General features: G+C 49.9%; 9 protein-coding genes. All 9 read right to left on the bottom strand.

The genetic code is table 11. The features are described 5' to 3' along the window. Window positions 1-19: 19 nt before the first annotated feature. The 9 genes from NYE72_RS01855 to NYE72_RS01815 all read right to left on the bottom strand — a co-directional run bounded on the left by NYE72_RS01855 (window position 20) and on the right by NYE72_RS01815 (window position 12,483). A complete protein-coding gene (locus tag NYE72_RS01855; protein WP_038568362.1) occupies window positions 20-706 on the bottom strand; it encodes a hypothetical protein in 687 nt (228 codons plus the stop codon). After that, window positions 706-1,656, bottom strand: coding sequence for a TIM barrel protein (locus NYE72_RS01850; protein ID WP_076297266.1), 951 nt, complete (start codon window positions 1,654-1,656; stop codon window positions 706-708). Before NYE72_RS01850 ends, NYE72_RS01855 begins: the two co-directional genes overlap by 1 nt. 34 nt (window positions 1,657-1,690) lie before the next feature. After that, the gene (locus NYE72_RS01845; RefSeq protein WP_038568356.1) at window positions 1,691-2,563 is read right to left on the bottom strand and encodes a carbohydrate ABC transporter permease; all 873 of its coding nucleotides are present in this window, start codon (window positions 2,561-2,563) and stop codon (window positions 1,691-1,693) included. A gap of 25 nt (window positions 2,564-2,588) precedes the next feature. Then, window positions 2,589-3,491: an ABC transporter permease subunit gene (locus NYE72_RS01840; RefSeq protein WP_038568353.1), complete on the bottom strand. Its 903-nt coding sequence runs from the start codon at window positions 3,489-3,491 to the stop codon at window positions 2,589-2,591. Between the two features lie 74 nt (window positions 3,492-3,565). Further along, window positions 3,566-5,176 (bottom strand): extracellular solute-binding protein, encoded by a 1,611-nt coding sequence (locus NYE72_RS01835; protein ID WP_038574040.1) that lies wholly within the window; start codon window positions 5,174-5,176, stop codon window positions 3,566-3,568. Between the two features lie 379 nt (window positions 5,177-5,555). Further along, a complete protein-coding gene (locus NYE72_RS01830) occupies window positions 5,556-7,805 on the bottom strand; it encodes a helix-turn-helix domain-containing protein (protein ID WP_038568352.1) in 2,250 nt (749 codons plus the stop codon). Between the two features lie 281 nt (window positions 7,806-8,086). Further along, window positions 8,087-8,983: a myo-inosose-2 dehydratase gene (gene iolE / locus NYE72_RS01825; protein ID WP_038574038.1), complete on the bottom strand. Its 897-nt coding sequence runs from the start codon at window positions 8,981-8,983 to the stop codon at window positions 8,087-8,089. A 39-nt stretch (window positions 8,984-9,022) separates the two neighbouring features. Continuing rightward, on the bottom strand, window positions 9,023-10,996 hold the full coding sequence (gene iolD, locus NYE72_RS01820) for a 3D-(3,5/4)-trihydroxycyclohexane-1,2-dione acylhydrolase (decyclizing) (RefSeq protein WP_038568349.1): 1,974 nt from the start codon (window positions 10,994-10,996) through the stop codon (window positions 9,023-9,025). A gap of 26 nt (window positions 10,997-11,022) precedes the next feature. Then, window positions 11,023-12,483, bottom strand: a complete 1,461-nt coding sequence (locus NYE72_RS01815; RefSeq protein WP_076274104.1) for a CoA-acylating methylmalonate-semialdehyde dehydrogenase — start codon at window positions 12,481-12,483, stop codon at window positions 11,023-11,025. Window positions 12,484-12,569 lie beyond the last annotated feature (86 nt).

Raw genomic sequence — 12,569 nt, 5'->3', positions numbered from 1 at the left:
CTCCATGTTAACAATCTGCTCAATGTCTGGGTGGTAACAGGAGCTGAAGCCGCACCAGCTCTTGTCGGATACGTTCAGGAATTTCCGTGAACAGTTGAATCCAAGAAACGAACAATTCCTCCCGGTCCGCATATTCCCAGATCGAATAGGACAGGGAAGGCGTGAACCGGCAGGTTTGCAGATAACGGTGGACAAGACGGTCAGTTTCTTCATCCGATGCCAGTATATCGCGGAAAAAGTCACCATAAATCAGACCCTCCGCACCTGCCCCATCCTGTGTACTGGATGCGAATCCTGGTAACAGCTCAAAGACTTCAGGGAACGGGGCGAGGGCATGCTTGCCGGGTTGGACATAGAGGTCCACCCGTGTTCCGCTTAGATTGCTGCCCCCGCGCAGCAGCGCTTTAAGAAATTTCCCGTGAAAGCTCGCTTCGGCATCCACCACTTCCCCGTTTCTACCGATGTAAACCCACACATGCTCCAGATCATATAAATGCTGAATATCATAATCGTAATAAATCGCGTATTCCACAACGAACTGCACATCCGGATGCTTCACAGCTAGACGGCGCCGGAAGGAAGGAGACTCCTCCTCCTGCCGCATCACCGTTATACCGAGACGTACCGGAAAAAACGGCTCGTTCTGATCGAAAAATAAGCGCGGAGCATACTTCATAGCTAACCTACGGTCTTCATCGTTCAACATCAGACCTGCCCTCTACGCGCCAATTTGGCCATAAGCAGCCGATGACTTTCATCAATTTCTTCCGGCTGGCAAGCTGCCTTCAGCTCATACACTTTGACCTGCGCCCGTTCAATCATCGGCAGATACGCATCATAGAATTCCATATTCCCGCTGTTTACATAAGGGCACCAGTGGTCAGACAGACCGATGGTCTCATGAATGTGAACACCTACAATATCATCCATCAGACCTTCCATTTCCCCCACACTGTCGTACAAACCCAAACGGTCCATCATAATGGCATGCCCGGTGTCATACCATATGCCCACAGGCGCTCCCTTTAGCGCCTTAATAATCGTTTTGGCTTCCGCAAGCGTCGGAATCTGCTGCGGTTTGGAACGTGTTTCGATACCAAAGCGGACGTTTAGCCCCTCAGAAACTGCCCGGTTACATACTTCATCTAGGCTTTCAATAATTTTCTGCACATAGCCGGCGCTGTAAGCTTCCCGCCGCTCCATCAGTTCCGCCCATTTGCTGCGATAAGCGTTAGAATCTCTACCCTCTCCGTTATAAATTTGCTCCAGCTCTTTGCTGATATCATTTGGAAAGGGTACCTCACCGGGATGCACAACAACGGCTTCTCCTCCGTAACGCTGAGCGTACTTAGCCGAGCCAATCAGCAGCTCAATCGCCCGCTGCCGCTTCTCCTCATCCTCAAAACCTAGCAGCACGGAATCTGTGCCATAATCGGAGTCATGCACATGCGGGAAGGTGTTGTGGACACTGGAGATCCCCATCTCCCCCCGCTCAAGCATCGGCTCGATCGTTTCCAGCATTTCCTTAGTCACATTATAGTTCAGCTCCACCCGCTGAAAGCCGAGATCGCGGATTTCCCGCAGCATGGCGTCACCGGCAGTGTGGCGTTTAATGTTCCAGCAAGTTGAGAACGAAAATATGCCTTTGTCCTCCATAATTATGTTTTCCTCCCTTGTTACAGCTTACGGTTCAACCTTTTACGGCACCAAGCATTACCCCGCTGACAAAATATTTCTGCAGCCATGGATATACGGCAAGGATCGGTACTGTTGCAAAGATAACAGTGGCCGCTTTTAGGCTCTCTGGTGTCAGTGGGGTCCGGTTAGCACCTTCCATTTGTGTCAGTTCGGATACCATGTTGTTCTGCACCATCTGGAACAGCTTAAGCTGGAGCGGATACAAATCAGGATTATTGATATACATCAGAGAATCCTGAAAGCCGTTCCACCTTCCCACTGCGTAGAAAAGAGCCAACGTGGCCATAACCGGCATGGATAGCGGCAATATAATACTCATCAGTGTACGAAGATGGGAACTGCCATCGATCTCGGCGGATTCCTCCAGGCTGGCAGGAATGTTATTGAAAAAGGAGATCAGGATAATCAGGTTAAAGGGGCTGACCAGACCTGGCAGAATAAGCGACCAGACCGAATTAATCAAATGTAAATCACGGATCAACAAATATTCAGGAATAATACCACCGCTGAAAAACATGGTGATAACGATCAGATACATAAAAAATTTGCGGCCCTTCAATTTTCTTTTGGTCAGCGGATAAGCTGCTGCGACAGTGAAAAGCATACATAGCACCGTTGTGGCAAACGTCAGAATAACCGTAAAGACAAGAGAGCGGATCATCGCATTATTGGAAAAAACATTAATGTATGCATTCCAGTTCAATTCAATGGGGAAAATCGTTACTTCTCCAGAAGTAATTGCCCGGTTGGAACTAAGCGACACGGCAATCACATGCAAAAACGGAGCCAAGCAGAACAACACGAACAAGGCAACAAACGTTATATTGACGATATCGAATATCCGGTTTGAGGTACGTTCACTCATAGCACTCCGCCTCCTTCTTTCTTTATCATAAAATACCGTCTCCGGTCACTTTTTTCGAAATATAGTTGGAGCCAAAAATAAACACCAGTCCCACCACAGCCTGGAACAATCCGACTACGGTAGCCAACGTATATTGTCCGGATTCTAGACCCACCCGGTACACAAAGGTACTAAGCACATCAGAATACTCACGCACAGCAGTGTTACCGATAATGTAAGGACGGTCAAAACCGATGCTGACCATCTTCCCCAGATTGAGGATAAGCAGCGTCACGATAGTTGGTTTTATACTGGGAAGCGTAATGTAACGGATTTTCTTCAGCCTTGTCGCTCCATCCACTTCAGCAGCTTCAAACAGCTCTCGGTTGACACCGGTTAACGCCGCCAGATAAAGGATAGTCCCCCAACCAGCACTTTGCCAGACGCCTGTGAATAAGTAAGTGATCAGCCAGGGATTTTTTTCAGTCAGAAACGGAATGGGAGTAAGGCCTAAGCTCTCCAGCACACCGTTCACCATACCGGACTGGTTGCCGAATAATTGATACACAATCCCCCCGATGATCACCCAGGAAATAAAGTGGGGGATATACAAAATCGTCTGCGATATTTTCTTGAACCACACCGAACGAATTTCGAACAGCATAATCGCCAGGATAATCGGAGCCGGAAAAGAGACCAGCAAATCCAGAAAATTCAGCATAAAGGTATTGCGCAAGGTGGTATAGAACTCTCTCATTCCAAAAACCTCGCGGAACGCATCAAAGCCGATCCACTCGCTGCCTCCAATCCCTTGAAACAAATTGAAATCCTTAAAAGCAATCTGCACACCATACATCGGACCATAGCGGAAGATCAGGAAATAAATAATAGGCAGCGAAAGCAGCGCGTACAATTGCCAATACCGTCTAAAGTATGTCGCTTTGCTCAAGTCGTTTTCCTCCTAAGGAGAAAAACCGGGTGGAGCGCAGCACCATCTCCCCCCGGTTTTCACTATATATTTGTTTATTGAGCTGAAAGTTCCTTAAACGACTTCTCCAGTTCCTCTTTCAGCTTGGTTCCGCCCAAAGTCATATAATCTTTCATTTCCTGCTCGTAAACCGCTTCAAATTGCTCCGGTTTGGCCATTGCTGTCTTTACAATAATTACGTTGAGCTTATCTTTAAGCGTTGTGCCATATTGGGATTCCGCTTCTATCGGCTTGCCGAAGACGAGCGGACCCACCGTGTCAGCGTTGGCGATAGCGATTGATTGAGTCAGCATCTCCCGGTTACGTTCCGGGAAGCCCAGCGCCCATGCTTTTTCATTAGTGGCCTGATCACCAATGTTTTTGCCGTTGGAGATAATGGCCATGTCACCCGCGTTAAACAGACGATCGGCGAACTCCTGGGAAACATCTGTTTTAGCCACTGGAATACCGTCTACCAGATCGTAGTTTTCACCTTCAACGCCATTTTGGATATCAATCAGATTATTATCCGAAGCCATCCAATCGAGATACTTAACGGCTTCCACGGCGCGTTTACTACTCTTCGGAATCATGATGTACATGCCGTTGGAGGCATACCGGGATTTAATGTGCTTGTTATCAACGTTGGCGTTGGTTAAGACGTCTACCGGCAGCACCTTGCTTCCCTCTACATTTTTGTAGAGATTATCTAGGGTACCATCGGCATAGAACAAGACATCCACATCCTCCGACCAGTAGCCTACATTGCCGTTCTGGATATCCTTGGCCAACTGTGTTTTATCCTCGTCCAGACTGAAGTCCTTACTGATCATCCCTTCATTGTAGAGCTTATTAAGAAATTGCAGGGCATCCTTAAAGCCCTCATGCAGCGGCAGCTCATAACGTTGGCTGTAGGTCAGATCGCCGCTGATCGGCTTCATGAAAGAGAAAATCAACGTCTCGAATTGGGCTGGTGCCAGTGCCATGCCCATCGGGATGTTTTTGCTGCCGAGATTGCCCGGATCCTTTTCTTTAAACGCTTTCAAAGTGGTGTACAGCTCATCGGTCGTCGTTGGCACAGGCAATCCTAATTTATCTAACCAATCCTGACGGATGTAGGAGCTATAACGGCCTGTGATCGCCCGTTTACCAGGGATCGCATACTGTTGGCCTTCAAGCTGGCCGAACGCCAGCGTATCCTCGCCAATAAACTTTTTCAGATTCGGGCCATATTCATCGAGAATTTCTCCGACATCAGTCAAGCCACCTTGCTGGGCATACCGATAAAACACACTGGAATCATACGTAAATACGATATCGGGCACATCCGTATTGCTCGCCATCAAAACATTCAGCTTGGTAACTTCCTCAGAACGTTGGATAGGTACAAATTCCACATCAATGTTATTCGGATCTCCGAACTTTTCCTGCACTAGTTTAGTTAAGTAGTTATTGGTAATGGTATGAGGGGCTGGGCTGTTGCCGCGATCAAACACTTCCACCTTTAATGTAACGCGCTTGGCACTTTCGCCGGCTGCGGCACCCTCGGATGCTGTGTTGTTTTTAGAATCATTGGAACAGCCTGCTAGCAGAGAAACGCCCATTATTGCGGTTAATCCGATCCCGATTGCTTTCTTCAGAACTCCTTGATGTACGTTCACTGTCATTTTTCCATCCCCTTCGCCCTTGCAGGCTTTAATGGTGTATTTATGATCCCCTAGCCTTAACTCTATCCATCCCCAGCGGAATCCATAGCTCGTGATGCTTTTTACTGCCGTGCTACTGGGTCGCTTGTTGTTCTGGATGCCCACAGTATTTCACGAATTTCGGCAGTCTGACAATAAACCTCTTTCGGATGCTCATATCCCAGCAAAATCGGACTTCCGGTTTATCTATACAAACCATTTTCGTAGAATAAACCGCTTTCAAAAGTGTGAAAATAAAGACCGCATCGGTGTTCGCGCCCCCATCATAGAGGTTGGCGTGCACAGATGCGGTTATAAAAAACTATTGTTCACTTGCTATTGGATTAATAAAGTCGGCAGCCTATAGTCTGGAGGTCCCGCGCCCGCGCTTTAAAGAACGGTAGTCACCCGGCGTGATTCCTAATACTCGTTTGAATACCCTGCCGAATGTAATTGCATTCGCATACCCCACCTGGAGTGCAATATCCTGCAGCGAACATTCCGTTTCCACTAAAAGCTTTTCGGCTTCCTTCATGCGTAGCTCTGTTAGAAAATCAACAAATTTCATTTTAAATTCTGTTTTAAATAGATAGCTGGCATATTTGCCGGATACCTGAAACCGGTCGCTCAAATGCTTTAAGGAGAGATCGGGATTTGTAAAATTCTCTTCTATATAGTTCTTCATCTCGGTTACCATCGCCCGGTAGCTTTTAGTCTCACTGACAGAAACATAAGTGCGGAATAAATCAGTCAAATACTCAAACAAAATCCCCTTCATTTCATCTATGGATTCTGCCTCTTCCAGCCGCTTCAGCTGCTTCTCCGCATTTTCCGCTGACAGCTCATCCTGCAGCTGCTCAGACATGACAGCCACTTCCCGGCTCAGCATCTGTAGCATGGCCTGAATTAGAGAGCGAATATCATCATCTTGTAAATAATCCTGTTTAAAACCATCAAAAACACCTTCCAGCAGTTCCCGCCATTGGCCGCTCGACATCCGGAACTGCTTAACAAACTCAGCAATCATTTGTAGATACTTGAATGTCTCAAGAAGCGGCTGGCGCGTTTCTCCAAATTCCGTTAAAGCGATGTCTTCGTACATTAAAAGCTTGTGCTGCATCACATTCTCCGCTGCCGCATAGGAATCGCGAATCTCCCCTGGCCCAGCCGCCACTGGCCCGATAGCGAAGCTTAGGGAGAGGCGCAAATTCTGCTCCACCCAGGTGCGGCAGTCCTCAGCGAATACACGGATTTTCTCTGCCATCTCTTCATCACTTCCTGTGGTCAGGAAGAGAATTGCCGCCCGGTCAGTCCCAATCCACTCCGCCCAAGCCTGCAATTCCGCACTCCGCGCCAATTCTTGAAAGACATTCATCAGGGCAAATTTAAGCGTGTTCTGATCGCCCCTTGTATACCGATCTTGAAAAACCTTGTCGTAGCGGTTGATTTCGCTTAGCACAACCATAAAGCGGGATGTGGAATGAGCTCCGGAGAGCGGCGACAGCTCTTCCATCCGCTGGACGACATTGTCCAACCGTTCGCTTTGCAAGAGATCGTTGAAAAGCTTGCTGCGCTGTAACAGCAGATTCTCTCTGCTTTTCTTATCATAATCCGTCATATGGTTGATTAGATCTTCCAGCACCCCGTCAATGAGCATCATTTCGTCCGGTCTGTCGTTGGATTGGTCCAGCTTGCGAATTTGATGGCCTTCAATCCGGTTCATAATCACCTGAATTGGTTTATAGTTCCGCCGCGTAACATAGATCAGGTAAAAAATCGCGCACACAACCGTACCTAAGGCAATAGCTACCCAAAGGTAAGAAATCACCGACACCCAGCTGAATAGACTGCCCGTTTTGATCCCGCTGGAAAACGTCCAGCCAAGCCTTTCCATATATAAAGTGTTCAACTGCTTCCCATTCTTGGCACCTTCACTGTCCGAATGGGCCTGATAGACCACCTGTCCATCTGCGCCAAAGATGGTCAGAAAGGACAACTGTTCGTTGACCATACCGTCGACGATCTGTTCCATTCCGCTCATCTTGAGATTGATTACGAGCACTCCCTCCGAGCCGAAGGGCAGCGGCATTCCTTTATTTATGGTAAGCACACGTATAGACGTACGCTGAAATTCATCTTTGTATTCCCTAACAGGCTGCCAGCCTTCCGATAAAGAGCCGGAGGTGATGCGGCCAATCCAATCCTCGTCTACAAATCCTGAAAGGTCCTTTAATCCAGTTTCTGTTAAAACGCTTTCATTTCTCTTGTCATAAAGATAGATGGACTGAATATAGGGCGATTCACGCGTCAAGCTGCGTAGATTCTGGGCAACAGCGTAGACGGTCGCCATATCAATCTGGCCTTGATTGTTAAAATAACGTTTATAAGCATCGCTGCGTTCAGCAGCCTCCAGCACTGACAATTCAGCTTCCTTGATCGTTCGGTCCACATTATCCATAAGATAGCTGGCGGTGATACGGTCCGCTTTTTTGGTTTCCATTCGTGAAATATCATTAATAAATACAAAAGAGGCAAAAATCAGTATCGTCACAGTAAGCAAAAAAATAGGAAAGTAGGACAGCAGTAATCGGCGATACCAGGAACGGAACAATAGATAACCCCCTCTGTACAACCGTTAGGATACCCGGCCACGGTTTAGCCGTTAATGCACGAGTAGTTCATAGATATTTGGCTGCACCATCATGGAAATGGAAACTCTTCCGCCTAATTTGCTGCCATTATAACACATACAACATGAACCCGACCAACGAAGCCATTCGTATTTTACACCCGCTCATTAAAAAGGCGAGGTGCGCACAGCCATAGCCGTGAACCCCCGCATATAAATCTGTCCGAGCAGCCGCCAAGCACCAAGTGGTAGCCCTCCTCGGCCTATAAACCACTCAGATCTCTGATATAACGGCGCGCCTTGATCGCATATTCCAGTGGATCGGCAAGTGCCGGATCCTGCTCCGCTTCCACTACAAACCATCCCGTATAAGAGTAACTTGCCAATTCGGTGAAAATCTCCGCAAAGGATATACATCCATCGCCAGGTACGGTGAATGCGCCCGCTTTTACAGCCTGGAGAAAACTGAGCTGATCCCGCAGCACACGCTGAACAACCTCCGGACGTATATCCTTCAAATGGACATGTTTAATCCGAGGTAGATGGATGCGCAGCACCTCTAAGGGATTCTCACCGGCAAAAGCTAGATGACCGGTATCGAACAGCAGGGACACCTCTTCCGGTTCCGTGAGCTCCATTAGCTTAGCAATTTCGCCCCCAGTCTGCACCCCTGTCCCCATATGATGATGGTATACAAGCGCCATACCTTTTTCAGCAGCCAGCCGGCCAAGCCCACCCAGTCCATCGGCAAGTGCGGCCCACTCCGCTTCTGTGAATACAGGTTTATTAGCAAATAGCGGCGTATCCATTTGTCCCTGAATACTCCGCCCTTGCTCTGAGACGACAATCACCTTCGCACCCATCTCATATAAAAAATCACGATGCGCGCAAAAAGCCTCCGCTGTCTCCTCATATGGCCGCACAGTCAGATACGCGCTGAACCAAGCGCTGGCAATCTCAAGTCCACGAAGCTCCAGTGCCCGGCGCAGCCGTTCCGGAGAGCGTGGATACTTGTTGCCCACCTCGCTTCCCTGAAACCCGGCAAGCGCCATTTCGCTAATGCACTGTTCAAAGGTATTGTCTTTTCCCAGTTCAGGCATATCATCATTAGTCCAAGCGATAGGAGCAATCGCCAGCTTGACCGCATGTTCTTTGAACATCATCGATTCTACCCCTTCCGTTTCACAGTATTACTAATACTAATAACTGCGGGCCTTTCCAAGCTGTTCAAGCTTCTGCTCGTGGGCAGCCCGAACGGCCTCACTGCCGGACACTTCTGGAACACCAACATTCCACCAGGCTCCGTAACCATGTGTCATTGTCTTGGGCAGCACCTTAATGTCGATTAGGGTGGAACGATCCTGCAGCTGAGCCTCCCTCAAAGCGTCACGCAGCTGCTCAGCCGTTGACGCACGGAAGGTCTTCACTCCATATCCCGCGGCACTTGCTGCATAATCTATGCCTATCAGTTCGCCGCTCAGCTGACCTTCCGGGCCCCGGTAGCGGAATTCAGTCGCCATGCTATCCAGTCCTTGCTCCATCTGCAGGTTGTTAATGCAGCCAAACCCCATGTTATCTAGCAGAATGACGTTGATCTTCTTGTTCTCCTGAAGGCTCGTCACTAGTTCTGAATGCAGCATTTGATAGCTGCCATCGCCCACCAATGCATATACCTCCCGGTCCGGCTCCGCCAATTTCACACCGAGTGCACCGGAGATTTCATACCCCATACACGAAAAGCCATATTCCATATGGTAAGTATCCGGCACAGTGGAATTCCACATCCGCTGCATGTCGCCCGGTAAGCTGCCTGCGGCTCCTATCACAATGGCGTCTTTCGGAAGATATTCATTGAGAATCCCGAGTACCTGTGTTTGCGCCAGCGAAGTGTTCAACTTCGCCGCATATTCAGATAGCTTCTCGTCAAGATGTCCGGCAACTTCCGGCACGAAGGAAACTGAAGAACGATCTGGACGATCTGAACGATCTGCCTTCTGATTCACCGTATACTCCACGTCAGATAGACGCTTTCTTTCCACTTCCCATGCCCTTTTTGCCACTACAATTTCATCTGTATAAGCGGTGCGGTAACCGCGCTCCTCTAACGTGGCAGACAGCGCTCTAAGACCTTCGGCAGCATCACAGACCACAGCCAGCGCATCCAGCTTGGAGGCATGGTAAAGGGAAGCGTTAATTGTCAGGAACTCCACCTCGGGATGGGCGAACAAACTCTTCGAACCTGTCGTGAAGTCCGTAAACCGGGTACCCACACCGATCACCAGATCCGCTTCTGCGGCCAACGTATTAGCACAGCCATTCCCGGTAACTCCTATGCCACCGAGATTGTAGGCACAGTCGCTTGCCACGGCACTTTTTCCGGCTTGCGTCTCACCGAATGGGATGGCGAATTTCTCTGCAAATGCACGTAATTCCATCCCTGCATCTGCATACCGGACTCCACCCCCACAGACCAGCAGAGGTCGCTGTTTGCTGGCAATAAGATCAGCTGCCGCAGCAAGCTCATCCGGATGCGGAGTACGGGAAACGATCCGATGGATGCGCTTGCGGAAGAACTCAAGTGGATAGTCCCAGGCCTCCCCTTGCACATCCTGCGGCAGCGCAATCGTGACTGCCCCGGTATCTGCCTGATCAGTCAGCACACGCATCGCGTTCAGCAATGCTGTCATCAGTTGCTCTGGCCGATAAATCCGGTCCCAATATTTGCTCACCGCTTTGAAGGCATCGTTGACCGTTATCGACAGATTGTAGGTGTGCTCCATTTGCTGAAGTACCGGGTCCGGTTGACGGGTGGCAAAGGTATCGCCGGGGAGCAGCAGCACGGGAATCTGATTCGCCGTCGCAGTGGCAGCGGCTGTCAGCATATTGGCTGAACCCGGCCCTACCGAAGCGGTGCAGGCCATGATTCGCCGTCTGCGGCTCTGCTTCGCGAAGGCAGTCGCCGTATGAACCATTCCTTGCTCATTTCTCCCCTGATAGACCGTCAACTCACCCGGCGCCTCCTGAAGTGCCTGCCCCAAACCAAGTACATTGCCGTGGCCGAAAACGGTGAATATACCGTGTACAAAACGCTCCGGTCCATTGCCAAAGTCCACATATTGCTGGTTCAGAAATTTCACCAGCGCCTGCGCCGTCGTTAATCTAATCGTATCCACATGAAGCCTCCCTTTCGCCGTTTTTGTTACTGCCAGCGGGCAGTGACGACTTTTTTGCGTGTATAAAATTCAACCCCGTCGCTTCCATTCGCATGCAGATCGCCATAGAAGGAATCCTTCCAGCCGGAGAAAGGGAAAAAGGCCATCGGTGCTGGCACTCCGACATTGACACCCAACATGCCTGACTCGATATTTTCCCGGAAATAGCGCACTTTCCCGCCGTCATTCGTAAAAATACATGCCCCGTTGGCAAAACGAGAGGTATTGGCAATTTCAATCGCCTCTTCTACATCCTTGACACGGATCACTGCCAGGACAGGCGCGAAGATTTCCTCCTGCCAGATTTTCATTTCCCGGGTCACTCCATCAAACAAGGTTGGGCCGATAAAATAACCCTGTCCCTGCACCGCGGCATCCGCCCGGCCGTCCCTTAGCAACTTAGCACCCTCAGCCACGCCTTGTTCAATATAAGCGACCGTTTTGTCTTTGTGACTTTGGCGGATAACCGGCCCAAGAAACGTGTCGTCGTCTAAACCATTGCCGATGTTCATCTGCTCACATTCCCTCAGGAGGATGGAGATCAGCTCATCAGCAACCTCTTCCTGCACCGTTACCACGGAGCAAGCCATACAGCGCTCTCCCGCCGAGCCGAAGGCTGCGTTGACAATCTGTGTTGCCGAAGCCTCAAGATTCGCGTCTGCCAACACGATAGAGTGATTTTTCGCCCCTGCCAACGCCTGAACCCGCTTCAAACACGCCGTACCCTTCTTGTAGACATATTCGGCCACTGGCTGTGAGCCAACGAAGGAAATCGCCTTCACATCAGGATGCTCCAGCAGGCCGTTTACCACCTCATGCGCACCGTTAACCAGATTGAGCACGCCTTTCGGAAGCCCGGCTTCCTCTAGCAATTCGACCAAACGCGCTGCCAGCAGCGGTGTGCGTTCGGAGGGCTTCAGCACAAAGGTATTTCCACAGGCGATGGCCAACGGGAACATCCAGCAAGGCACCATCATCGGAAAATTAAACGGTGTGATCCCGCCGACTACACCGATGGGATAGCGATACATCCCAGACTCGATGCCTGTCGCGATGTCGGGCAGCTGCCGGCCCATCATCAGCGTCGGCGCACCTGCCGCAAATTCCACACACTCAATGCCGCGCTGCACCTCTCCGTAGGCCTCTTTGAAGCTTTTTCCATTCTCCAGCGTGATCGTCTTCGCCAGTTCATCCCAATGGTCCACCAGCAGCTGCTGATATTTGAACAAGATCCGCGCTCTGCGCGGCACCGGTGTCTTGGACCAGCCTGCAAAAGCCGCCTTTGCCGCCGCCACTGCCCGATCAACATCGACTCTGCTGGACAGCGGAACACTTGCCATCTCCTCACCAGACGCTGGATTGTATACCGTTTCTGTCTGCTCCGCAGCCGCCTCTACCCACTGCCCGTCAATATAGTTGTTCAGCACTTGCACGGTTTGCTGTGCCATTCTACTCACTCCTTCATCTCTATTAATGCGATCCCGCGAATGTAATCTAATCTAATCTTGCATAGCTATTCGATCCGGGGTTGTTT

Origin of the sequence: Paenibacillus sp. FSL L8-0333, from assembly GCF_037965665.1 — a bacterium.
In the GTDB taxonomy this organism is placed as follows: Bacteria; Bacillota; Bacilli; order Paenibacillales; family Paenibacillaceae; genus Paenibacillus_AQ; species Paenibacillus_AQ odorifer.
This window is presented reverse-complemented; position numbering and strand designations above follow the sequence as displayed.